Below are 23505 nucleotides of genomic sequence, written 5' to 3'. Positions count from 1 at the left end.
GGATGAGCGGTATTACGATCCCTGTTGCGTCGTTTCCATCTGTTCGCCACCAAACCCGCGCAGCCCGACCACGTGCACATGTTCGTGGTTCTGGAACACTTTCCGCACCAGTTTGTAAGTGGTGCCTTTTTCCGGGCTGATGTTCTCCGGCGCCGCGATAATCAGCTGCATTTCCAGCCGTTCGCACAGTTCGAACAAGGTGGCGATGGACTTGGCGTCCAAACGCGCCGCTTCGTCGAGGAACAGCAAACGGCACGGCGAAATATCCTTGCCGCGCAGGCGACGGGACTCTTCTTCCCAGCTCTGCACCACCATCACCAGAATAGACATCCCGGTACCGATAGCTTCACCGGTGGACAGCGCCCCACTCTCGGCCCGCAGCCAGCCGTCGGCGCCGCGGTTGACTTCCACTTCCATCTCCAGATAGTTGCGGTAATCCAGCAGTTCTTCGCCGATAGTCTGCGGCGTGCGCTGCCCCATATCGATTTCCGGGTTCAGGCGCTGATACAGCTTCGCCAGCGCTTCGGAGAAGGTCAGGCGGGTGCTGTTGAACAGGTCCTGATGCAGTTCCTGCTGCTCGGACAGCACATTAAGCAGCGTGGTGTGAGTTTCGCGTACGTTGACATTCAGCCGCACGCTCTTCACCTGACCGAACGCTACCGCCTGTAGCCCCTGATTAAGCATACGGATACGGTTCTGCTCGCGCTGAATGGTCTTGCGGATAATGTTCGCCACGCTGCGTGAACTGATCGCCAGCGTCTTCTCGCGGGCAGTCAGCTCTTCGGTCAGCCGGTTCAGCTCAATCTCCATCTGTTCGATGGCTTCCACCGGGTCATCGGTACGGATGATATCCTGACGGATACGCTCGCGCAGATGCTGGTACACCGCAATGTAGAACTGCACTTTGCGTTCCGGCCGTTTCGGATCTTCCGACATACGCAGCACATCGCGCAGATGCTCGTTGTCCGCCACCGCCTGACGCAACGCCCCCAGCGCCTTATCCGACATAGAACGCAGTTCGTCGCCGCTCATGTACGCCAGTTCACGGCGATGCAGACGGCGCTCGACGCCATTGTCTTTCACCAGCCGCATCACCGCGCACCAGCCCGCCTTGGCGGTCACCACCTGCTCGCGCATGACGTGGTAATCGCGCTCCAGCTTGCGCAGTTTCTTCTGCAGGCCGTCCATTTCCGCTTCACAGAAGGTGATCTGTTTCTCCAGTTGATTACGGCGGGAACGGTTGGCGCTCAGGGCGGCGTGCAGTTCATCGCGACGCGTACGAGCGCGTGCTTCGGCGTCCGCATCGGCGCGCACGCCGATGTCCGACAGTTCCTGCGTCAGTTCCTTCAGCATGTCGCGTTTGGCGTCGGAAGAGCTCTTCAGCGACGCCTGCAACTGGCTGTACTGCGTCAGTTGCGCCTGCTGCTGGCGCAGTTGTTCGCGGGCGCGGGTACGTTCCTGCTCCGCCTGCTCCAGCCGCTGACGCAGTTTATCGTTGAGATCGGCGTTGGCGTTGAGCATGCCCGCCGAATCGGTGTAACTGAAATGGGCGCGGCGTTGTACCACCTCAGTCAGGGCGAACGCCTGCTGTTTGGCGGCACGCTGCGCCGCCTGCGCCTGCGCGTAATCTTCGCGCATCTGCTCATGCTGTTGCGGGTCGTTCTGCAACACCGCCGCCAGCGGTTCCAGTTTCACCAGCGACGCACCGTGCTGCTGCATGAAACGGGCGGCCTCTTCGGCTTCGTCCAGCTCTTCGCGCAGTTCTTCCACCCGATCCGCCAGCGCGTCGTCGCACAACAGGCTGATACGCGGAATCAGACGGTTCAGCATGCCGGCCTGCTCTTTGGCTTGTTCATACTGCTGACGCTGCTGCTGGTTTTCGCTATCGAAATTGCTGATGGCGCGATCCAGCTCGCCGCGTCGGGTGCTGATCTGGCGAATTTCCGCTTCCGGATCCGATTCGAACACCACCGCCAGGTGGCTGCCGATAAAGCGGCTGAACGCCTGATGCAAGCGCTGAATCTTCTGCACGTCAAACGACAGCGTGGCGTACTGCTCGGCCAGTTGCTCGCGCTCTTCACGCAAGCTCTCCAGCCGCTGCTCGCGGGCGGCGCGGCCGAACAGCGGCACTTCCGGGAAGCGCGAGTAGCGCCACTGGCGCTCGGCGATTTTCACCACCACCGCTTTTTCCAGCTCTTCCACCTCGAACACGCTGTCGTCGAACGACTGCGGATCCCCCTCGATCAGGTAGAGATCTTCCGGGCAATCGTCCAGACCGGCCAGTTGCTCGCGCACCAGCGACAGATCCGCCACCACGATGGCGTGGCGCGACGGACCGTATAACGCGGAGAAATACGGCGCGTCATCCAACGTGACGTCGTCATAGATTTCGGATAGCAGCACCCCGCCAAACCGTTCCGCCAGCGCGTTAAGGCGCGGATCTTCGGAACCGCCCGGCTGGCTCAGGCGCTCAATCTGCGCATCCACCTGCTGCTTGCGTACCGCGACGCGGTCGCGCTCCACCGTGGTTTCACGCTCGCGCTCCAGCAGTTGCTGCATGAATTCGGTGACCTGCTGACTGTCGGCAAAGTTTTCGCCGCTCTGTTCGCCAAGCTGGGTCAGGGCTTCCTGCGCCGCCAGCCATACCGGCGCGCGGGCGGTCAGCTGTGCGATACGCTGCTGGATCTGCTCCAGTTCCTGACGCAGCGCCAGACGATGCTCGCCGGCTTCCGACACGCGGACGGACAGGTCTTCGATACGGGCTTCCAGCTCCTGCTGCAGGCTGTCGAGATCTTCCGGCTGGTAATCCTGACCGCTGCGCTTGACGAACTCCTGCAACAGACGCTCGGCGTCCTGCTGCTCGCGCCGGCGTTGTTCCAGCTCCGACAACCGCATGCGCAGCGGCTGCACCTGCTCGGCCAGATAGCGCTGAGAAGAGCTGTCGCGCAGCACATCGCGAGCTACGTCCCAGGCTTCGCTGCGGCTGATGGCGCCGGCGATGCGGCATACCAGTTGGTATGCTTGTTCGAACTGGCTGTTGGCGGCGTCCGCCACGCTCAGTTTCTGCTCCAGCATCAACAGCAGTTCGGTGGCTTCCTGCTCTTTAGCCTGGAAACTGTCGAGCCATTCATCGGCATTGTCCGGCGTCAGTTCCGGCACCTGACACAAGCTGCGGGCGCGCTCCAGCGCCTGCTGCGCCTGATTGTACTGAATGGCGCGCGTCTGCTGCACATCCAGCGCCTGCTGGTAGTCGGCCAGCTGGCTTTTCAGTTCGTCCACTTCCTGCTCGGCGGCGTCGGCGCGGGCTTCGCTCTCTTCCAACTGATCGCGCGCCTCTTCCACCACCTCGTTTTGCTCTTCCAGCCGGTAGCTCAGTTCTTCCAGATCGGCGTTGTAACGTTCGATCTTCTCCTGCTGACGCATCGCGGTTTGCACCAGATTGAGGTGATCGCTGGCGGCCTGATAATCGGTTTCCAGATCGCTTTCAGCGCCGCTCTGCTCTTGCAGTTCCCGCGCCATTTCCACATGACGGGTCTGCTCGGTGATCAACTGCTTGCGGCTGGCGAACAATTCGCGACGCAGCGCCAGCGAGCCGTCCAGATGGATGCGCCGTTCATTGGCGTGGCGCATGTAATCCGCCGCCACGTAAGAGGTGGCTTCGGAAATCAGGTGCTTGAACAGGTCGCGGTCCGACTGGGTGACGCGAATCGCCTCCAGCGTCATGCGGTTTTCGCGCAGCGCGGCTTCCATGTCCTGGAAAGCTTTACGCACCCCGCTGTTTTCCGGCAGCAGGTAGTCGCGCAGCGACCGGGTGATGGCGCTGGAAATCCCGCCGTACAGCGAGGCTTCGATCAGGCGATAGAACTTGCTGCGGTCCGATGCCGAACGCAGGCGCCGCGGCACGACGCCGAGATCGAACATCAGCGAATGGTAATCGGTGATGGAGTTGAACTGCTTGAACTGGACGCTTTCGTACTCGTCGAGCCGGTCTTTCACTTCCTGCAGCGACAACACCCGCGCCTGACGATCGCCCACCGTCTGGGTGAGGATCTGCGTCGGCGAGACGGCGACCGGCAGCCCCTGAATGGTGAAGGGTTTGATGTCGACCTTGCGGTCGCGCCCGGCGACCTGCTGCAGCCTGACCCCGACCAGCACGCGCTGATGGCGCGAATTGACCACATCCAGCACCGAGTAACACACGCCGGCGCGCAGCTTGCCGTGCAGCCCCTTGTCGCGGGAGCCGCTGGTGGCGCCCGCTTCCGTGGTATTACGGAAGTGCAGCAGCGTCAGGTCCGGGATCAGCGCGGTGATAAACGCCGCCATGGTAGTGGATTTCCCGGCGCCGTTGCCCCCGGACAGGGTGGTCACCAGTTCGTCCAGATCAAAGGTGCGGGCAAAGAAACCGTTCCAGTTAACCAGCGTCAGTGAGCGAAATTTACCGCGTTCAATCATTCCTGTTCATCCTCAGCACGTTGGTCATCACTGGAAGCGTTATCGCCGGCGCCGTCGCCATCATCGCTATCGTCCAGCGACAGGCTGCCATCAACCGGCATGGCTTCGCCGTCGCGAATCATCCGCAGTTGTGCTTCGCGCGGATCGTCGCCGCTGCGCACATCGGCGCCGAAGCGGAACACCGCCTCGGTAATGCGGAATTTGCTGCTGTCGGTCCCCATGAAATAAATCATGCCGAGACGGCGTAGACGGTTGAGCGAGGTGCGGACTTTCTCCTGCAGTTTCTGCCGGTCGAGGTCCGACCCGGTGGAACGCTGGTTCACCAGCTTCAACAGTTTGTTTTCGTCCGCCAGGCTCAGCAGTTCCTCGTACAGTTCCTGCTGGCTGAAAATCCCCTCGTGCGCCAGACGTTCCGGGCTGAGGTAGAGGTAGCAAAGGATCTTGCCCACCATCATGTCCAGCTCGGACAGCACCGAGCGCGGGATCAGCGTGGTGGAGCGCGGCCGCAGGTAGAAAAAGCCTTCCGGCGCGCGAATCAGCTCCACGTTGTAACGGCCGTAGAATTGTTCCAGCTCATCCTGAAAATCCATCAGGAAAACGTGATTCTCCAGCTCCTCCACGCCAATGTGGCGCCCGGCGCGCAACTGGCTGTCCAGCGCCGGAAACAATGTGTTGGAGAGCGCGGTCATCAGCCGCGCACAAACGTGTTGATCAATATTTATCGATGACATGGGCCTGCACCTTGGCTCCGTAATCATTGATTGCCTGCCACAGCGCAGGCAATCCAGTGAAATCAGCTTCGGCCACGCCCAGGCGAACCGCCTGGTCGACCACGATTCGGGCAACGTCGAAATGCTGCGAGCGCGGATACTGCGTCAGGTACTCCCGCACTACGTCGCCCAGATTAAGCGGTATTTGTTGCTGTTTGTATTTTTGCAGCGCCTGCTCGATCATCGCGGCGATCTGCTCGCGGATTTCGCTAAAGGCTTCATACTCCAAATCCGGCGGCAATTCGCCGGTGACTTCCTCGGAACGCAGCGCCAGCTCCTCATCGCGCATATCCAGCAGACGATCGGCATTGGCGTAGGTCAGCGCCCACGGCGCCTCGAAATAGCTCTGTACCGACTGGCGCAAACGCTGGGAAAACACGCGATTTTTATCCATGTCGATGGCGGTACGGATGAATTTATGTACGTGACGGTCATAGCCGATCCACAGGTCGATGCTCTGCTGACCCCAGCTAATGATGCGATCGAGTTTGCCCTGCAGGTCGAAGACCAGATTGTCGACAAACGACAGCGCCGCCTGACCGAGCGTGGCGTCCTGAATACGCAGCAGGCTGGTCTGTAGCTTGTCGCCCGCCGCTTCCAGCGTGTCCTGCAATTCCCGCAGGGTATCGGAAGTCTCGGTCAACAGCTTTTCACAGCTGGAAATCGCAGCGCGCCAGTCCTGATTGAGCAGCCCGGCGATATTCTCTTTCACCCCTTGTTGCTGCTCATCCATCACCCGCTGCGACAGGTCGATGCTGTCGAAAATCTCCGCCACCGAATACTTGAGCGGCGCGAAAACATTGCGATGCCAGTGGAACTCGTCGCCGCCCTCTTCCGCCGCTTCCGCCGCTCGTCCCAGCTCCTGCGCCACGATCGACAACTGCATCGACAGGCGCAGTGCGGAAAACTCGCGCTGACGAATGTAATAGTCGGTGATGCCGATACCCAGCGGCGTCAGGCGATAAATAGCGTTGCCGTCCGCCAGTTCGCTGGTAAAACGGTTGATCAACCGCTGACGCACCAGATCGTTGATCGCATTATTGGCGCGCACCGGAATGGTTTCATTGGTCTGCTCAAAACCCTTGCTGACGTGACGGAAGGCGTCCACCAGTTCCCCTTCGCTCATTTCGCCGTCCATGCGCTCGCCGTTCAGGGTGGCGATAGCCAGCAAAAACGCCAGACGCTCGGTGGGCAGCGTAATGGCGAAGTCATTTTTTCTCGCCCAGGCAACCAGTTCGGGTACGGTCTGGGAAAAATCACTCATAATGCATCCTTCATAGGGTGCTTGTGCGCCATGACATGCTTGTGTGCCATAACATGCTTGTGCGCCATGACATGGATGTAGCGCCCCAGGCTGACAAAGGGTTCCTGCCGGCAGTAACGCTGTTCCAGCGCCAGCAGCAGGTCAAAATCGTCAATCTGTTGTTGCTTGTTCTGTAGGTAGTCATGAAACACCCGTATGCCGGTCTTGCCGTTCAGCTGTAGCCCCAGTTCGGCGAGCCACTGATAGACCTGCGGCGGGTCAAGCGGGTGATCCGGCGACAGCGAACGGCGTTTGCGCTTGGGCATGCCGGCGTCCACATAGCCGAAATTGCCCAGCACCATGTTGCGCATCACCAACGCCTGATGGTTGTAAAACATCAGCGACAGCGCGCCGCCCGGCGCCAGACAGTCGGTCAACGCACGCAACGCCTGCTGCGGCTCCGCCACCCACTCCAGCACGGCGTGAAACAGCACCAGATCCACCGGCTGCGACAAATGCGCGCCGACATCCTGCGCGGCGCACCGCACGAAGCGCATATTATCAGCCACCCCCGCTTCCTGCGCCGCCTCACGGGCGCGCGCAATCATCTCATCGGACAGGTCGCACAACAACACCTGATGCCCCAACGCGGCCAGACGACGGGACATCGGCCCTTCGCCGCCGCCTGCATCCAGAATACGCAGCGGTTGCGACGGCAGGCGCGTCAACAAGATTTCCAGATCCTGCCACAATACCGCCTGACGCAGCCGCCCTTTGGTGGTGCCATAAATGTTTCGGGCAAATTTGTCAGCGATATCGTTAAAATTACGATCCTGCATTCCACGGTTCCGCATGATGGGTGACTGCACTACCTAAACAACTGGTTTTTCTCTGAACCTGACATTCTGTCACAGGCTGGCCTAGAATAAATGGTCTGAACGCCTATTTTCGCCCGTATGGCGTTTTTTCATTCAAAAGGGACGCTATTTTATGCTGTTTGCCGTCAAAAAATACATCGGTAGTCTGTTGCTTCCGCTACCGCTGCTGATGCTGGTGATGGGGCTTGCCCTCGCCCTGCTGTGGTTTTCCCGTTGGCAGAAAACCGCCCGGATCCTGCTGACCGGCGGCTGGCTGGCGTTGCTGTTGCTGAGTCTGCAGCCGGTGGCCGATCGGCTGCTGTTGCCGCTGGAGTCCCGCTATCCGACCTGGACGCCGGATTTCCCCACGGCGAATTACATCGTGGTGCTGGGCGGCGGTTACACCTTCAACCCGGACTGGCCCCCCAGCGCCAACCTGATCAACAACAGTCTGGCGCGCGTCACCGAAGGCATAAGGCTATGGCGCGCCAACCCTGGCTCCAAGCTGATCTTCACCGGCGCAGCCGCGCAGGGCAATCCGGTTACCAGCGCCAGCACTTCCGCCCGCGTCGCCGAAAGCCTGGGCGTCCCGGCGCAGGATATCCTGTTGGTGGATCAGGCGCGCGACACCGAAGAAGAGGCGGCCGGAACCGAAGCGCTGGTCGGCAAACAGCCGTTCCTGTTGGTGACGTCCGCCAATCATCTGCCTCGCGCCATCCACTTTTTCCAGGCGCGCGGGCTGCACCCGATCCCGGCGCCGGCCAACCAGTTGGCCATCACTTCGCCGCTTAATCCTTGGGAACGGGTATTTCCGTCCGCACTTTATCTGTCGCACAGCGAGCGCGCCTGGTATGAAGGATTGGGTCTGATCTGGCAACAAATGAAAGGCGTTACTCCGCCGCCGGAATCCTGATACCTGTACGCGGGTGATCAAGGATCGCCCGCGTCGCCGATTATTCCAGCCAGGGCAGTAATTCGCGGGTCGCGGTATCGAACAACGGGCGGTCCAACTGGCCGGTGTGGATGTAGCGGGAAACCGCGGCCCACAGGATGTACAGCCAGCGGCGGCAGACGAAGGATTCGGCCAGCGGCGCCTGTTTCAGGTAGTGGTAAAACAGTTGTTCCGGCATGCCCGACTCTTCACATAAACGGAACAGGTCGTACTCACGCGGCGCCCACAACATCATGCCAGGATTGATCATCGCCAGCAGTTGATCGCTGCGCGGATCTTTCAGCATGCTACGCAGGGTCAGGTTGCCGTGCACCAGCACGCAATTGTCATCGAAATCCGCAAACAGCGCGGGCAGACTCTGCCGGGATCGGTACAGTACGGCGCGATCCTGCTGCGTCAGCTGCGCGGCGTTGACGTTCATCAGCGTAGCCCACAGCACTTCCAGCCGCTGGCGATACCAGTTCTGCCAGCTGTTGTCCTGCGTGCTGTCCACCGTGCCGACGCAGCCGTGGCTATCGATACGATGCCACGCCAGCATGCTTTCGACGATCTGGTCCATCAGCAGCGTCCAACGCTGAGGCGAACGGGACGGCGCTTCCACCGACACGCCGCGCAAACGCTCGATAAGCAGCAGCTCTTTGTAAGGGGACTGATGGGTCATCACCATCCCGTAGACCGTCGGCAGCCTGACTTCGCCTTCCCGGGCCAGCATGGTCAGCTTGTAGGCTTCCTGTCCGGCAATCCCCTGACAGATATAACTTTTCGCCAGCAACGGCATGGCATTGCCCGCGCGGTCATACAAAGCATACAGATGCGCATAGGGTTGTTCACTGATGCGTTCAAGACGGCTGAGCGACTCGCCCAGCACCGTACTCAACTCGGCTTTTAACAGTTCCATAGGCGATAAGATCTCGCTGTTACAGGCACGCTCTTGCACTTATCATGCGAGCAGCACACAACAATTTCCCCAATACAGATCAAAGAAAACAGGATATGTAGCGACGCATGTCGGTTAACGAAAGGCGGAATTAAGCATAGACAGCGCGCCCACGCTGCAATTGCCGTCGTCATCGGCAAAAAAATGCCCGCCGAAGCGGGCATCTGTTACGTCATCGAGCGGCTTCTCCGATGAACACCGCGGATAGCAGCATTTTCGCCGCTTATTTCAGCTCAAACGCGCCCAGATCCGGTGCAGCACCTTTATAGGCGATCTTGACATCGCCGCCTTTGTCGATCATCCAGCTGTCTGACGCCAGACGCAGGTGCTTCAGCACCGGCAGACTACCGTCAGCCTGACGCGCCGCATCCCAGCCGGTGGTGGACACGCTCTGGAATTCAGAATCGGAAATCACGTTGCTGAAGTTCCAGGAGTTGTAACGCATGTTGGCGCCATCGGTATAGGCCAGCGATTGCGAACGTGCGGCATAAGAGATGTTGTTACGCAGCGTGCCCAACGCGATGGCGTTACCGCTCGCATCGATGCCCCGCATGCTGTAATTGACGGTATTTTTGAACGACGTATTGTTGAAGAAATCATTCGCCACCGGGTGATGGTTAGCATAGAAACCCGCGGCTTTATTCAGGAACGCCACCGAGTTCCGCACGATGTGTTTCGGCGCATTGCTCACGTACTGAGCGCCGTAACCCCCGGCTTTGAAACCGTTGCCGTTACCAGCGGGCAGCGACGTGGTAGTGCCCGGCAGGTAGCCGTGCGACCAGGCCCAGGAGTTCTCAATCGTTACCGATGAGTAGGCGTTGATCAGGTCAAAGCCGTCATCCGAGTTGGCCCAGGCGCGGCAGCCGCTGAAAATGTTGCCCGGCATATTGGCGGCAATGTGCGCGCCGAAACCATCGCCACTCTGGCCGGCGCCATTGGAGGTCAGCGGGTCATAGTTGTGATGAGAATCGGTGTTGAGTACGGTATTGTTGGCTCCGTTCTTTAAAAACAGCCCGGTCCCCATGATGTGGTGAATATTGAGTTGTTCGAAACGGTTGTTGCTGCCGTTAATCCACACCCCCCAGGATTCGTGGTTCTTGTTGTTATTTTGCGGCACCCCTTTGATTTCCAACCCTTTGAGGGTAACCCAGCTGGCTACTACGTTAAATCCTTTAACGCGGCAATCATCTTTCATCTGGCTGAAATCAAACACCGGCGTTTCGCCGGTATAAGCCACATATTCGATACGGTTACCCGAAGTACCACTCTTATTCAGGGTAATGGCGTTCACGATATCCGTCTGGCTGGCGCAGCTGTTAATTCCGGCGGTGAAGGTGTAGGTTCCGCCGCGGACCCACAGGCGGTCGCCGGGAGAGAGGGTCTGCTGCGCGCGGGCAAAGGACTTCCAGGGTGCGCTCTTGCTGCCGCTGGCTGAATCACTGCCATTCGGCGCCAGATAATATTCGGCGGCCAGACTTTGTGCTGCCGTCCCGGCTAATACGCATCCAATTATTGCGGGTAAAAATTTTTTATTCACTTTCATTGTGTCACTCCATCCTTAAGTAAAACAAAACCCAGAGCATTTACCGCCATCGGATAAATGCCGACCAATAATAAGTCATGATTAACAATTGTGCACCTGCGGCACGGGTTTTTATTATTCCTGCTAATAAATTTATTAATTAAGCTATACCATTTGTGGCATAACAATAGCGGCGGGTGATTAGCGTATTTCCCGGCTTTAGTGATATCCGATAATCTGTGGGATAAAAAAAGCGTATACGCCAATGACGCATACGCTTATCGAAAAGATTCGCGGAGAGTCGGAATCAGGCTGCCGACATCACCGCTCTGACACGCGCCAGATCTTCAGGCGTGTCCACCCCGACGCTCGGCACTTCTTTGGCGACGGCCACATGGATTTTCTCGCCGTACCAGAGCACGCGCAGTTGCTCCAGCATTTCGATTTTCTCCAACTGGCTGGGCGCCCAACCGACATAGCGGCGAATAAATCCGGCACGGTAGGCATAAATACCAATATGGCGCAGGAAATGATCGCCAATAGCATCACGGGATTCGGCAAAACGGTCCCGCTCCCACGGAATGGTGGCGCGCGAGAAGTAAAGCGCATACCCTTCGGCATCCGTCACCACTTTTACCGCGTTCGGATTGAACGCTTCTTCACACGTAGTTATCGGCACCGCCAGCGTAGCCATACCCGCCCGGCTGCCGGCCAGATTGTCCGCCACCTGACGGATGATCACCGGTGGAATCAGCGGTTCATCGCCCTGCACGTTGACGATGATTTCATCATCGGTAAAACCGTAACGGTCGATAACCTCGGCCAGTCGCTCGGTGCCGGAGTTATGATCCGGGCTGGTCAGGCAAACTTCACCGCCCGCCAGTTCAATGGCGCGGGCGACATCCGCGTGATCGGTTGCCACCACTACACGGCTGGCGCCAGACTCGCGGGCGCGTTCCATCACGTGTACCACCATCGGCTTGCCATGAATATCCGCCAGCGGCTTGCCCGGCAACCGGGTGGAGGCATAGCGGGCGGGAATAATTGCAGTAAACGTCATTGTGCGATCTCATCCGGCGCCAGCGTACGGGCTTCATTTTCCAGCAGGACAGGAATGCCGTCCCGCACCGGGTAAGCCAGCCCTTCGATTTTGCAAATCAGTTCCTGCTTTTCTTTGTCAAAAATCAGCCGCCCGTTACACACCGGACAAGCCACGATTTCAAGCAAACGATGATCCATGCTTCCTCCATCAAGAAGCGATTATCAAAAATATAGCCGGTCACCCGGTTTCCGTCTGGCGCGACACGCAATGCGTATCAATCAGGCGCGTCAGACGCTGTAACAGTAATGCCGATTCTGGCGCTGACAATACAGCGTCAACCGGCAGATACCACCAGTTGGCGCGAGCAAAGGCGCGGCATTTCACCGCATCCTTTTCCGTCATGATCAGGGGCTGCCGGTCATTGTCGGTCAGCGCCTGTAACTCTTCCGGTTGCCAGTGCTGATGGTCGGCAAACGCCACTTCACGCACCAGCGTGCTTCCCAGCGCTTTCAGCGTAGCAAAGAAGCGCGGTGGATGACCGATCCCCGCCATGGCGACCAGCGGAGGCAATGTTGATACCGGGCGGCGTTCTCCGGTCAGCAGATTAACCGCGTCCCCTGCCGTGAGCTGCATGGCGATTTCACCGCTTTTCGCCTCGCCGCCATTCACAATGACAGCGTCAACCGAACTCAGGCGCGAGGCTCGTTCCCGCATCGGCCCGGCTGGCAGCCACCAGCCATTGCCAAAGCGGCGCACGCCATCCACCACCACCAGTTCCATATCCCGCGCCAGCGCGTAATGCTGCAGGCCATCATCGGTCACGATTACGTCCAGCGGCTGATGAGCCAGCAATGCGGCTACCGCGTCACACCGTTTGGGCGCCACGGCGACCGGCGCGCCGGTGCGCTGATAAATCAGCACCGGCTCATCGCCGGCCTGAGCGGAGGTCACCTCATCGGTGACCCGCAGCGGATAGCGCTCCGTCTTACCACCATAACCACGCGATACCACCCCAACGCGATATCCCTGCTGTTGCAACTGCTCTACCAGCCAAATCACCACCGGTGTTTTGCCGTTGCCGCCGGCGGTAAGGTTACCCACCACGACCACCGGCACTGGTGCTCGCCACACCCTGCGCCAGCCGTAACGGTAACTCAGCCGGATAAGATGACTGATCAGGCCATAAAGCAACGACAGCGGCAGCAACAGCCGGTACAGCGGGGAGCGCCCCGACCAGATGCGTTCAATCATGCGCCAAACTGCAGTTTGTGCAGTTGGGCATACGCCCCGTTTCGGGCCAGCAACTCACCGTGCTGACCGCGTTCGATGATCTGCCCGTCTTCCACCACCAGAATTTCGTCCGCCTTCTCAATGGTGGACAACCGGTGGGCGATCACCAATGCGGTGCGGTTTTTCTGCAATTCGTCCAGCGCCGCCTGAATGGCGCGCTCCGACTCGGTATCCAGCGCCGAGGTGGCCTCATCCAGCACCAGAATCGGGCAATCGCGCAACAGGGCGCGTGCAATCGCGATACGCTGACGCTGGCCGCCGGACAGTAGCACGCCGTTTTCGCCGATCACCGTATCCAGGCCCTGCTCCAGCTTGCCGATGAAATCCATCGCATGCGCCATTTTGGCGGCGCGCTCAATATCCTCACGGCTATAGCGGTCACCGCAGGCATAAGCGATATTGTTGGCAATCGTATCATTGAACAGGTGGACATTCTGGGACACCAACGCAACCTGGCTACGCAATGACGGCAATGTGTAATCGCGCAGGTCGTGCCCATCCAGCAAAATCTCACCGGACTGAATATCGTAAAACCGGGTGATGAGGTTGGCGATAGTCGATTTACCTGAACCGGAACGCCCTACCAGCGCCACCGTTTTCCCCGGCGGAATATGCAGGCTGATATTTTTCAGCGCCAGCGTTTCTTTGCCCGGATAAGCGAAGTTGACGCCACGGAACTCGATGTCGCCCTTAGCATGCTCCAGTACTCGTGTGCCGGTATCTTTTTCCTGCTCCATATCCAGAATGGTGAACAGGGTCTGGCAGGCCGCCATACCGCGCTGGAACTGGGCGTTGACGTTGGTGAGCGACTTAAGCGGGCGCATCAGGGTAAACATGGAAGAGAACACCACCGTGATGGTGCCGGCGGTCAGGGTTGCCATTACCGCCGGGAAACTGGCGGCGTACAGTACAAATGCCAGCGCCAGCGAGGCAATCAGCTGGACTACCGGATCAGAAATGGAGGATGCCGATACCATCTTCATGCCTTGTTGGCGCATGCGATTGCTGACCGCGTCGAAACGCTCCACTTCCACGGTTTGTCCGCCGAAAATCAGCACTTCTTTGTGCCCTTTCAACATTTGCTCGGCGCTGGTCGTCACCTGCCCCATGGTGTTCTGCATGTTTTTGCTGATGCTGCGAAAACGTTTGGACACCACGCGCATACTGTAGGAAACAATCGGCGCGATCAGCACCAGAATCAGCGACAACTGCCAGCTGTACCAGAACATCAGCACGAACAGGCCAATGATGGAGGCCCCTTCCCGCACCACGGTCACCAGCGCGTTTGACGAAGAGGCGGCCACCTGCTCGGAATCATAGGTAATACGTGACAACAACGTACCGGTAGACTGCTGATCGAAGAAGGAAACCGGCATCCCCATGATGTGGCTGAACAGACGACGACGCATGTTCATCACCACTTTACCCGATACCCAGGCCACACAATAACTGGAAATATAGCTGGAGATACCGCGCATAATCATCAGTCCGATGATAGCCAGCGGCATCCACACCAGCACGCTGCGGTCGGCCTTACCGAATCCGTCATCCAGCAGCGGCTTAAGCAGGGACAGCATCAGCGTATCGCCGGCGGCGTTAACCACCAGCGCCACCGCCGCGACCGCAAGCCCGGCCTTATAAGGGGTGATCATCGGCCATAGGCGACGAAACGTCTGCCACGTGGAGAGATCTTTATCATTAATCATGCAATAAACCTGAGCCTTTGATAAATAGCCGTCTATTATTACTCATTATCCCGGTAAGCGCCAAACCACTGATGGTACCAGCGAGGGGATATTTCACCCCGGTAGCGCAACATTTCGATGCCTTCGTCGAAAAAACGCACACTCAGCTGTCCGTCGCTGGCGGTATCGTGCCAGCGATCTCCCCCCTGACGGTAACGACGCACCACGCCGACAGCCGGTAAACGCCACGGATTGTATCGGGAGTTGGACGACAACGCCTGCCCCGCCCCCACCGCCCGTAAAAATGGCGGCGATGATGACGTGGTACTACCATGATGCGGCACCTGCAGGATATCCGCCGCCAGCATTTCACGTTGCGTACGCAGCAGCATGGTTTCATCTTCACGCTCCAGATCGCCCGTCAGCAGTACCCGATAGCGTCCATCGTCCACCCGCACCACGCAGGAGTCGTGATTACCGGCTTCGCGCACCCGCAACGGCGGCCAGATAACGCTGAACGTCAATCCTTGCCAGCGCCACCGTTCGCCTTGTATGCAAGGTCGGTGCCCCGGCTCAAGCAACGGGCTGTATACCGGGACATGCGGAAACGCGCGCTGTAATGCCTCCAGTCCGCCGCGGTGATCCAGATGGCTGTGACTGAGAATGATGCCCTCCAGCAGCAATCCCCGCCATTTAAGATAAGGCAGGATTTCACGATCGGCCATGTTGCCGCCGTCCCAGCCGGGACCGGTATCATACAGCCAGGCTTTGCCCTGTCGTTCAATCACCACCGCCAATCCGTGACCGACATCCAGCATGTCAACCCGCCACGACGGCGCGGGCGATTTGGGGCGCAGCAGCATCACCAGTACCAGCGCCAGCAGGCTGAAGGGATAAGTTCGCCACCAGGCGAAACGCCAGACGATCACCGCCAGCCATCCCGCCATACTGTAAGGCACCGCACTTTCGCCCAGCGACAACCAGCCCGGCGGCATAGCCTGCAACGGCAGGAAAACCAGCGCCAGTGAACGATCGGCCAGCCACCACAGGCCTTGCGCCGCCACCGGGATGACCATCATCGGCAACGCCAGCAGAATCAATGGCGTTGTAATAAACGATACCAACGGCACCGCCCACAGATTGGCCGGCAACGAACTCAGGCTGACGCCGTGAAACAGCAACACTTGCAGCGGCATCAGCAACAGTGTGATTCCCGTCTGCAAATGCAATCCGCGTAGCCATACCCAACGTTTGGGCCGTTGCAGATGCGGCGGTAGCGGCGCCCACTGGTACCAGAAAATCAGCGCTGCGACCGCCAGCGCGGAGAGCCAGAAACTGTCCGACAACACGCTCAGTGGGTCACTAACCAGAATCAACGCCACACACCATAGCCATACTTGCCACGATGAAACCGATACGCCGCGTATCCTTAGCCACGTCCAGCATGATAACGCCAGCGCAGCTCTTACCGCCGGCGGGTTTCCTCCGGCCAGCCAGACGTATCCCCAGGCGCAGCACAACCCACACCACAACGGCGCGCGATGTTCTACCCAATGAACCGGCAACAGATATTGCACCGCACGCACCACGCCCCAGCCAGACAATGCCGCCAGCACGATATGTAGCCCCGATATCGCCATCAGGTGCATGATTCCGGTTTGCCGAAGCACGTCGAGGATGTCATCCTCCACCAGTGTCATCTCACCGATCGCCAACGCCAGTATGATCGATCGCCACGGCAATGACCGCGTTTGCCGTTCCGCCTGTTCAACCAGACGCTGGCGCAAACCGCATTCTGGCGTCAGCACCGAGGCAGAGAGTATCCGCCCGGTCAATGGCTGCGCCTTAGCCAGCGCCCAACGCTGACGGTCAAAACCGCCCTCGTTCAACCGGCTGTGCACCGGACGTAACCGCAACCGGACTTCCCACTGCTGCCCGCCGCACCAGTCCGCCATCTGCGGCTGTGCATCCAGCCGCGCATAGAGCGGCGGGAACACCCAACGCCCGTTGATCTCCCACAACCGCACCACGACCTGCCCGGCATCCGCCTGCGCAAATCGGACGCTACTGACGCCAACCCTTGCCGTCACTGGTCGCAGGGTAAACTGATCCACCTGATTCAGTATCGCCCGGCCACTGTAGAGGCTCCAAATCACCCCAAGCACCACCAGGCCGACCGGATAAAAGCGCGTCTTAAGCAGCCACAGCGCAGGCAGCCCCCACATCAGAGAACGTCTATCCGGCAAATCCGGCAATATCAGCAACAACAACGGGCCCGCTATCAACGTCGCCGCCAGTTGGTTCAATGAAATTCTGATGGTTTGTCCCTTACCATTTATCGCCGAATTTCCGGCGGTCATCCTGCTGGGACGCAGTGTGCCAACCCATGAATGTTAGCGAAAGCAACGCATGACAACCCCGGAATCGGCTACGCAAACAACCGCAACGGTTGCAATCCATTGCAACAACAATGCGAAGCGGCATGAGCGCGACAACAGCCCGCCGACTCTCGCCTTGACAAGCAGAAGTGGTTCATTGAATGGTATGCCGCAGGCCACGTCTGGCGGTTATGGTAATCGTGGCGCAAACAGGGATATGCCACGGATTATTGGCGAAAAACAAAAAGGAACATGGGACATGATGGATAAAAACAGGATTTTCATCATCAGCGTATTGGCGTTGTCAGCCTGCGCGATGACGCCGCGCAACGAGCCGACCGATAGCGCCTTCCAGCATGTGGCGCGCGCCGCCAACGAATGCACCACTGATTTACTGGCGCAGGTAAGGCACCTCGACGGGAAATACCGGGTAATGACGCGGTATTACATCAAAAACCAGACTATCGACACCACCGGCGGCAAGGTCATCGACACAAAAGTGAGGGAGATCCCCGCCATCAACGCAGACGCGCTGGATAAAGGCGAGACAGGCAGCGCATGGCGCAACTGCATGATGCAGAGAAACGCGCTGGCGCCGGAAATCGTGATGAGTCAGTCATAGTCGGGCTGCCTGAATAGTCACACCGCCCCAAAAAGCATCAGGGCCGGAAGCCGGCCCTGAACGTCAGTGAAATTATTTCGCCTCCACCGGCGGTTTGATTTCACCCATTTCCTTGATTTTACGGGACAGCTCGCGGCGCTCTTTCGACAGTTCCGCGTTTTTGATGATGTATTCATCCACGCGGTCCTCATAGTCGCTACGCATGTTGGCGATAATGTTCTGGATATCTTCAATCGACATACCCGGTTTGATGTACTCGCTCAGGTTATCCAGCAGCAGCACACGTTTCTGGTTATCGCGGATTTTCTTTTCATTATCCGCAATTTCACGCTGCAGCTTGTTCTTGCGACGGAACATACGCACGAATTCCAGTACATCCTGGAAACATGGCTTAGTGTTACCCTTCTCCATTTTTCTACCCTTACTTAACGATCAAAATTCGTTATGCGGAGACCGCGTTACTCCAGGCTGTATCCCGTAATAATGCGCATCCTCCTCCGCCCTGATAACAATCGTTGCTTTGATAACACTGTGTGAGCGATACCAGCGACGCGCATCATTGCGGAACATAGACTAACCATACAGGTTAGCCACTATCGTCGACAAGGTGGTTTTCCCATATCGCCGATGCAATCGTTGTCTTTATGTGCACCCTATCACTCCCGCGTTCTGATTGCACCTGACTCGATTCAACACCGCAGGGCGGCACACATGTCGGCTTCTGTCAGACAGCAGGATGGTTTACCATGACGGCTTTGTGTTGTCCGTCACCGTTTTTACTGAAAGAACGATGATTTGCCCTTAAACTGGCGGGCCGTTACGCATGGCGCTTACGCCGGGCAAAACCGACGGTGACAAACACGCTTCGCGGCGGTATGACTGGTTTACCAGCGTTTGCCGTCGCCAGGCTGAACAGAGAGAAACCGTGCAAAATCAACACACCGAACCCACTTTTTTCATTCATGACTATGAGACCTTTGGTAAACATCCGGCCAAAGATCGCCCGGCTCAGTTCGCCGGCATCCGTACCGATTTGAATTTTAACGTGATTGGCGAGCCGGTAGTGATCTACTGCCAGCCAACCGACGATTATCTGCCCGACCCGGAAGCGGTGATGATTACCGGCATCACGCCACAGGTGGCGCAAAGCCGTGGGATACGCGAAGCGGAGTTCGCCCGCCATATCCATGAGGCGTTCAGCGAGCCGGGCACCTGCATCATGGGATACAACAACATTCGGTTTGATGACGAAGTCAGCCGGAATCTGTTTTATCGCAACTTCTACGACCCGTATGCCTACAGTTGGCAAAACGGCAACTCTCGCTGGGATTTACTGGACATGCTGCGGGCGTGCTATGCCTTGCGTCCGGATGGCATTATCTGGCCGGAAAACGACGACGGTTTTCCCAGCTTCAGGCTGGAACACCTGACGCACGCCAATGGCGTCGAACACACTCAGGCGCACGACGCCATGTCGGATGTGTATGCCACCATTGCCATGGCGCGCCTGCTCAAACAGTCGCAGCCGAAACTGTTCGACTATCTCTACGCGTTGCGTAACAAAAACAAGGTCAGCGCGTTAATCGATATTCCGCAAATGAAACCGCTGGTACACGTTTCCGGCATGTTTGGCGCCGCGCGCGGTAATACTAGCTGGATTGTGCCGCTGGCCTGGCATCCGGATAACCGCAATGCAGTCATCGTCTGCGATCTGGCGGGCGATATTCAGCCGTTGCTGGAGCTGAATGCGGATGAACTGCGCACCCGGCTTTATACCCGTCGTGCGCTGCTGGCGGAAGATGAATCGCCGGTGCCGATCAAACTGGTGCATATCAATAAATGCCCGGTTCTGGCGCCGGCCAGCACGTTGCGTCCGGAAGACGCAGAGCGGCTGGGCATTGACCGTCAGCACTGCCTGAACAATCTGCAACTGCTGCGTCAGCATGGCAGCGTACGGGAGAAAGTGGTGGCGCTATTTGCCGATGCCCCGCCGTTTGAAGCGTCGACGGATGTGGACCTGCAACTGTACGATGGCTTTTTCAGCGACGCCGATCGGGCTGCGATGGACATCATTCGTAAAACCGATTCCCAGCACCTTCCGGCCTTGAACCTTCAGTTTGCCGATCGCCGGGTGGAGGAATTGTTGTTCCGCTACCGGGCGCGCAATTTCCCCGGCACGCTTGATGAGCAGGAGCAGCAGCGCTGGCTGGCGCATCGTCGCGAGGTCTTTACCCCGGAGCGGTTACAGTCTTATTCGGATGTGCTGGAGAGTTTGTATCAGCAGTACGCGGATGACGAGAAAAAAACCGCGCTACTAAAAGCACTGGTTGCCTATGCCCAACGGCTGGTCGCCTGAAATGTGGCAACATCACACCGGGACAAGCATCATGCGCTTACTGCCGCGGTTACACCGGATTGCCCGTTGTTGCAGCTCTGGCATCGTCTTTTTTGCTGCTTTGTCGGCCATCATGTTACCGACGGCCAGTGCCGCGCCGTTTATTCAGCCCGCGTCCGCTCAGGTCCAGTTAGTCTCACCGTCCCAGCAGGTTGCAGAAAAGTCTTTTGCTATCACGCCCAGGGAATTGGTCACACGCATTAATGACAACCTGTTCCGCCTGCACTGCACTTTCAGGTTCACGATGGGCAACGATCCGCTTAGTAGCGAAGCCTCTTCCGGCACTTACTCACACATCAAACTCACCAGTGAAGTTTCTCAAGCCACCGGGAGAATCACTGTGCTGAAACTGATAGTGGCTGGCGATGGGACGCAGCAGTCTGGCATCGATAATCTTGCCGCGGTTGTCGCTGCCTATGGCGCATTGCTGGACGAAAAAGATGAAATCACGACCATATCGCCGACCGTCAAGCAACTTCTGAACGCGAAAACGTCGCCCGCTATGCTGGTGCTAGACCATATCCGTTTTATTCGCGTATGGCAGGGTGGCACCAATTTGTTCGCCGCCGCTCCGCTATAAGCGCAGCATACAGATAAACGACACACATCCGGCGTATAAAAAAACAGGCTCCCGCGGGAGCCTGTCATCGTCAGTCAGCACATTACGCCAGATCTTCGTTGTACTGCGGTACCGGCTGTCTGAAACTGCGCGTCACGAACGTCAGATAGAGCAGACCAATCGCTGCCCATACCAGCCCCAGCGTCATTGAGGTACTTTCCAGATTCAGCCACAGCGCGCCGACGGTCAACGCGCCCATGACCGGCAGAATCAGGTAGTTCACGGTGTCTTTCAGCGTCTTGTTGCGGCGTTCACGGATATAGAACTGAGAAATCACCGACAGGTTGACGAAGGTGAAAGCCACCAGCGCCCCGAAGTTGATCAACGCCGTCGCGGTAACCAGATCGAACGAGATGGCAGACAGCGCGATAACGCCGACCAGCAGTACGTTCAGCGCCGGCGTCCGCCAACGCGGATGTACATAACCGAAGAAGCGTTCCGGGAATACGCCGTCACGCCCCATCACATACATCAGACGGGACACGCCGGCATGCGCCGCCATACCGGACGCCAGTACGGTGACGCAGGAGAAAATCAGAATGCCGAACTGGAAGGCCTTACCCGCCACGTACAGCATGATTTCAGGCTGAGAGGCATCCGGATGTTGAAAACGTGAAATATCCGGGAAGTACAGTTGCAGGAAGTAGGACACCACCACGAAAATTACGCCGCCGAGCAACGCCGTCAGAAAAATGGCTTTCGGAATCACGCGGCCTGCATCTTTGGTCTCTTCAGACAGCGAACTGATGCCGTCAAAACCAAGGAACGAAAAGCACAGGATCGTCGCGCCTGTTATCATCGGCACCACATGGGCGTTATCGGACCAGAACGGACGGCTGCTGGTCAGCGTACCCGCGCCCTCACCATGCGCCACACCATAAATCACCATACCGGTGATGGCCACCATCACGGCGACCTGCAGCACGACGATCAGGCTATTGAAGTTGGCGACGGTTTTGATGCCGCGCAGGTTGGACAGCGTCATGAAGCCCACCAGCAACACCACAAAAATCCACGACGGAATACTGGGGATCAGGGTTTCAAAATAGATTTTCGCCAGCAGGATGTTGATCATCGGCATGAACAGATAATCCAGCAACGACGACCATCCCACCATGAAGCCGACAGTCGGACTAATCGCTTTCTGGGCATAGGTATAGGCCGACCCGGCGGACGGGAAACGACGAACCAGTTTGCCGTAGCTGAGTGCGGTAAACAGAATGGCAATCAGCGCAAACGCGTATGCGGTGGCGACGTGACCATCGGTCAGACCGGAAACGATACCGAAGGTATCAAACAGCGTCATCGGCTGCATGTAGGCCAGGCCCATCATCACGACGGGAACCAGGGTCAGAGTTTTACGCAGTTGTACGCGCGGCGTGGAAACAGTGGAATCAGTCATGACGCAGACCTCCTTTACCGACAGCGGCCTTATCGGCGCCACTCACCATCCATGATCCCGCTATGAATGACGAAGACGCCGTGCGGCGGTGTTTCAGGTATCCAGAACGTCTGGAAGCGAACGGACGAGCGGTGTCGCCGTAGCCGAGGTGAGCAGCCGATACGCCGCCCGATGTCAGGCACGCCAGCATGGCGCCCTTGTCGCTGCGCTTGCAGCACCAGCCGGCGGGCACCGGCTCCAAAACAACTGATTGCCCCATTATGTCTCTCTATTAACTCTACGCAGCCCGTAGCATGCGTTTTACCGATATCTGTCCGGTGCCATCAACAGCGCCGGCCTCTTAATGAAATACAAAAAAATAACCGACGCGATAGGTATGCGTCGGTTTTTCAGGGCGCGTATTTTGCCCCAGTCGGCAATCAGAGACAAGACCTGTGAAGCCAATCGTGTACGACTTGCGCGGTCAACTCTGTCGCCGGCACGGATCAAACGGCTCAGCGAAGCCGTTTGCGTTTTTCGTTTTGATCCAGTTCAAGTTCGGTTATCACCTGCTGTAATCCCCGTTCTTGCGCGGCATTTAGCGTCGAAAACTTGAAGCTCAGACGCTCGATCTGCTTCACCTCGCCTTTACTGTCAACGACTTTGGTGGTGGCATGATTGACAAAATGCAAGTCCAGACAGAATTGCCCGTAGCTGGCGAGATCCACATCAATGTTTTTCAGGAGCATGCCCGGTTCAAACAATTCAGCCATCGCTTTGTCGTCGGTGTACATAGACAGACCGCCCAGCGACAAATCCTTCAGGCTAAATTCGAAATGGGTGTTATCCGGCAGCTCTCCCCGACAGCTCATGGGCGGCCAGGCAGGTGAATTGATGCGGAAAAAATTACGGCGCTGGATATAGTACAGCACGTCGGGAACCGCCGCGCAGAAGGCGGGAAAACCGTCATGTTCGACCGTTCTGATGATCGTGGAACGAAATTCAACCTTGGCGCCAGCCGTTTCTGCCGCAAACTCCAGTTCACCCGCAAACAACGCCCGACTGTTTTCACGCTCTAGCGCGCCGAGGTCAAACAGAAACTCCTCTTCGTCTGAATCAACCTCAAGGATCTTGCTGATGAACTGACCGTGCGTGTGATACACCATTACTGTGGCGTCTTGCTTTTGCAGTCCGCGTAATGTGGCGCAAATAGCCATTTTATTGCGCCTGGCGTACTGCTCTTTCATATTGTTATCCACTACATCCATCCCCACCGTCAATTGAATGGTTAATGCGTCATTCAGTGTCCCAGAACCCCCAGGATACAGCATGGCACTAGTATCGACATTCATGCCATCAA

General features: G+C 57.8%; 19 protein-coding genes. 4 read left to right on the top strand and 15 right to left on the bottom strand.

Annotation, left to right across the window (positions count from 1 at the left end):
- Window positions 1-12: 12 nt before the first annotated feature.
- Genes mukB through cmoM form a run of 4 tightly spaced genes read right to left on the bottom strand, consistent with a single transcriptional unit; the run spans window position 13 to window position 7304 of the window.
- Window positions 13-4452 (bottom strand): chromosome partition protein MukB, encoded by a 4440-nt coding sequence (mukB, locus tag DXXMK7_RS09660; protein WP_038918895.1) that lies wholly within the window; start codon window positions 4450-4452, stop codon window positions 13-15.
- Window positions 4449-5183 (bottom strand): chromosome partition protein MukE, encoded by a 735-nt coding sequence (gene mukE / locus DXXMK7_RS09655; protein ID WP_038918894.1) that lies wholly within the window; start codon window positions 5181-5183, stop codon window positions 4449-4451. The genes mukB and mukE overlap by 4 nt, the downstream gene beginning before the upstream one ends.
- Window positions 5164-6486: a chromosome partition protein MukF gene (gene mukF, locus DXXMK7_RS09650; RefSeq protein ID WP_038659203.1), complete on the bottom strand. Its 1323-nt coding sequence runs from the start codon at window positions 6484-6486 to the stop codon at window positions 5164-5166. The genes mukE and mukF overlap by 20 nt, the downstream gene beginning before the upstream one ends.
- The gene (gene cmoM, locus DXXMK7_RS09645; protein ID WP_038918893.1) at window positions 6483-7304 is read right to left on the bottom strand and encodes a tRNA uridine 5-oxyacetic acid(34) methyltransferase CmoM; all 822 of its coding nucleotides are present in this window, start codon (window positions 7302-7304) and stop codon (window positions 6483-6485) included. Before cmoM ends, mukF begins: the two co-directional genes overlap by 4 nt.
- Before the next feature lie 151 nt (window positions 7305-7455).
- On the opposite strand from cmoM, the gene elyC reads away from it, so the two are divergent.
- On the top strand, window positions 7456-8235 hold the full coding sequence (elyC, locus tag DXXMK7_RS09640) for an envelope biogenesis factor ElyC (RefSeq protein WP_038659208.1): 780 nt from the start codon (window positions 7456-7458) through the stop codon (window positions 8233-8235).
- A gap of 40 nt (window positions 8236-8275) precedes the next feature.
- Here the strand turns inward: elyC and DXXMK7_RS09635 are convergent, their stop codons facing one another.
- The 7 genes from DXXMK7_RS09635 to DXXMK7_RS09605 form a co-directional block, all read right to left on the bottom strand.
- Window positions 8276-9172, bottom strand: a complete 897-nt coding sequence (locus DXXMK7_RS09635) for a YcbJ family phosphotransferase (protein ID WP_038918892.1) — start codon at window positions 9170-9172, stop codon at window positions 8276-8278.
- Window positions 9173-9434: 262 nt separating this feature from the next.
- Window positions 9435-10754: a pectate lyase PelN gene (gene pelN / locus DXXMK7_RS09630; protein WP_038918891.1), complete on the bottom strand. Its 1320-nt coding sequence runs from the start codon at window positions 10752-10754 to the stop codon at window positions 9435-9437.
- A 286-nt stretch (window positions 10755-11040) separates the two neighbouring features.
- The gene (gene kdsB, locus DXXMK7_RS09625) at window positions 11041-11793 is read right to left on the bottom strand and encodes a 3-deoxy-manno-octulosonate cytidylyltransferase (protein WP_038918889.1); all 753 of its coding nucleotides are present in this window, start codon (window positions 11791-11793) and stop codon (window positions 11041-11043) included.
- On the bottom strand, window positions 11790-11972 hold the full coding sequence (locus DXXMK7_RS09620) for a Trm112 family protein (protein WP_013317752.1): 183 nt from the start codon (window positions 11970-11972) through the stop codon (window positions 11790-11792). Before DXXMK7_RS09620 ends, kdsB begins: the two co-directional genes overlap by 4 nt.
- Window positions 11973-12012: 40 nt before the next feature.
- Window positions 12013-13026 (bottom strand): tetraacyldisaccharide 4'-kinase, encoded by a 1014-nt coding sequence (gene lpxK, locus DXXMK7_RS09615; RefSeq protein WP_038918888.1) that lies wholly within the window; start codon window positions 13024-13026, stop codon window positions 12013-12015.
- A complete protein-coding gene (gene msbA, locus DXXMK7_RS09610; protein ID WP_038659221.1) occupies window positions 13023-14771 on the bottom strand; it encodes a lipid A ABC transporter ATP-binding protein/permease MsbA in 1749 nt (582 codons plus the stop codon). The genes lpxK and msbA overlap by 4 nt, the downstream gene beginning before the upstream one ends.
- A 38-nt stretch (window positions 14772-14809) precedes the next feature.
- Window positions 14810-17110, bottom strand: coding sequence for a ComEC family protein (locus DXXMK7_RS09605; RefSeq protein ID WP_071605200.1), 2301 nt, complete (start codon window positions 17108-17110; stop codon window positions 14810-14812).
- 49 nt (window positions 17111-17159) lie between these two features.
- Here DXXMK7_RS09605 and DXXMK7_RS23055 point away from each other — a divergent pair, with 49 nt between their 5' ends.
- Window positions 17160-17750: a hypothetical protein gene (locus DXXMK7_RS23055; RefSeq protein ID WP_231348864.1), complete on the top strand. Its 591-nt coding sequence runs from the start codon at window positions 17160-17162 to the stop codon at window positions 17748-17750.
- Between the two features lie 72 nt (window positions 17751-17822).
- Here DXXMK7_RS23055 and DXXMK7_RS09595 read toward each other — a convergent pair whose 3' ends face one another.
- Window positions 17823-18161, bottom strand: a complete 339-nt coding sequence (locus tag DXXMK7_RS09595; RefSeq protein WP_013317748.1) for a DUF496 family protein — start codon at window positions 18159-18161, stop codon at window positions 17823-17825.
- 514 nt (window positions 18162-18675) lie between these two features.
- Here DXXMK7_RS09595 and sbcB point away from each other — a divergent pair.
- Together sbcB and DXXMK7_RS09585 are read left to right on the top strand one after the other, a co-directional pair.
- Complete coding sequence (gene sbcB, locus DXXMK7_RS09590; protein WP_038920949.1) at window positions 18676-20106, top strand: exodeoxyribonuclease I; 1431 nt, start codon at window positions 18676-18678, stop codon at window positions 20104-20106.
- A 31-nt stretch (window positions 20107-20137) separates the two neighbouring features.
- On the top strand, window positions 20138-20725 hold the full coding sequence (locus DXXMK7_RS09585) for a hypothetical protein (protein WP_127350715.1): 588 nt from the start codon (window positions 20138-20140) through the stop codon (window positions 20723-20725).
- An 82-nt stretch (window positions 20726-20807) separates the two neighbouring features.
- On the opposite strand, the gene DXXMK7_RS09580 is transcribed toward DXXMK7_RS09585, so the two are convergent.
- The 3 genes from DXXMK7_RS09580 to DXXMK7_RS09575 form a co-directional block, all read right to left on the bottom strand.
- On the bottom strand, window positions 20808-22166 hold the full coding sequence (locus tag DXXMK7_RS09580; protein ID WP_038659232.1) for an APC family permease: 1359 nt from the start codon (window positions 22164-22166) through the stop codon (window positions 20808-20810).
- Window positions 22159-22425, bottom strand: coding sequence for a hypothetical protein (locus DXXMK7_RS21875; protein WP_071605199.1), 267 nt, complete (start codon window positions 22423-22425; stop codon window positions 22159-22161). The genes DXXMK7_RS09580 and DXXMK7_RS21875 overlap by 8 nt, the downstream gene beginning before the upstream one ends.
- A 235-nt stretch (window positions 22426-22660) precedes the next feature.
- Window positions 22661-23413 carry a flagellar brake protein gene (locus DXXMK7_RS09575; protein WP_038918885.1) on the bottom strand — a complete coding sequence of 251 codons (753 nt, stop codon included), beginning with the start codon at window positions 23411-23413 and terminating at the stop codon, window positions 22661-22663.
- Between the last annotated feature and the right edge of the window lie 92 nt (window positions 23414-23505).

The sequence above is a fragment of the Dickeya sp. MK7 genome (assembly GCF_000406305.1).
Classification (GTDB): domain Bacteria; phylum Pseudomonadota; class Gammaproteobacteria; order Enterobacterales; family Enterobacteriaceae; genus Dickeya; species Dickeya fangzhongdai.
The sequence above is the reverse complement of the archived record's forward strand: the minus strand, read 5'-3'. Positions and strand labels throughout refer to the sequence as shown.

Coding starts and splice junctions, on each gene's coding strand:
- DXXMK7_RS09595 (WP_013317748.1), bottom strand. CDS start 18,161: ATGGAGAAGGGTAACACTAAGCCATGTTTCCAGGATGTACTGGAATTC.
- DXXMK7_RS09635 (WP_038918892.1), bottom strand. CDS start 9,172: ATGGAACTGTTAAAAGCCGAGTTGAGTACGGTGCTGGGCGAGTCGCTC.
- cmoM (WP_038918893.1), bottom strand. CDS start 7,304: ATGCAGGATCGTAATTTTAACGATATCGCTGACAAATTTGCCCGAAAC.
- kdsB (WP_038918889.1), bottom strand. CDS start 11,793: ATGACGTTTACTGCAATTATTCCCGCCCGCTATGCCTCCACCCGGTTG.
- mukF (WP_038659203.1), bottom strand. CDS start 6,486: ATGAGTGATTTTTCCCAGACCGTACCCGAACTGGTTGCCTGGGCGAGA.
- DXXMK7_RS09605 (WP_071605200.1), bottom strand. CDS start 17,110: ATGACCGCCGGAAATTCGGCGATAAATGGTAAGGGACAAACCATCAGA.
- DXXMK7_RS09620 (WP_013317752.1), bottom strand. CDS start 11,972: ATGGATCATCGTTTGCTTGAAATCGTGGCTTGTCCGGTGTGTAACGGG.
- msbA (WP_038659221.1), bottom strand. CDS start 14,771: ATGATTAATGATAAAGATCTCTCCACGTGGCAGACGTTTCGTCGCCTA.
- DXXMK7_RS21875 (WP_071605199.1), bottom strand. CDS start 22,425: ATGGGGCAATCAGTTGTTTTGGAGCCGGTGCCCGCCGGCTGGTGCTGC.
- lpxK (WP_038918888.1), bottom strand. CDS start 13,026: ATGATTGAACGCATCTGGTCGGGGCGCTCCCCGCTGTACCGGCTGTTG.
- DXXMK7_RS09585 (WP_127350715.1), top strand. CDS start 20,138: ATGCGCTTACTGCCGCGGTTACACCGGATTGCCCGTTGTTGCAGCTCT.
- pelN (WP_038918891.1), bottom strand. CDS start 10,754: ATGAAAGTGAATAAAAAATTTTTACCCGCAATAATTGGATGCGTATTA.
- DXXMK7_RS09575 (WP_038918885.1), bottom strand. CDS start 23,413: ATGGATGTAGTGGATAACAATATGAAAGAGCAGTACGCCAGGCGCAAT.
- DXXMK7_RS09580 (WP_038659232.1), bottom strand. CDS start 22,166: ATGACTGATTCCACTGTTTCCACGCCGCGCGTACAACTGCGTAAAACT.
- elyC (WP_038659208.1), top strand. CDS start 7,456: ATGCTGTTTGCCGTCAAAAAATACATCGGTAGTCTGTTGCTTCCGCTA.
- mukB (WP_038918895.1), bottom strand. CDS start 4,452: ATGATTGAACGCGGTAAATTTCGCTCACTGACGCTGGTTAACTGGAAC.
- mukE (WP_038918894.1), bottom strand. CDS start 5,183: ATGTCATCGATAAATATTGATCAACACGTTTGTGCGCGGCTGATGACC.
- DXXMK7_RS23055 (WP_231348864.1), top strand. CDS start 17,160: ATGACAACCCCGGAATCGGCTACGCAAACAACCGCAACGGTTGCAATC.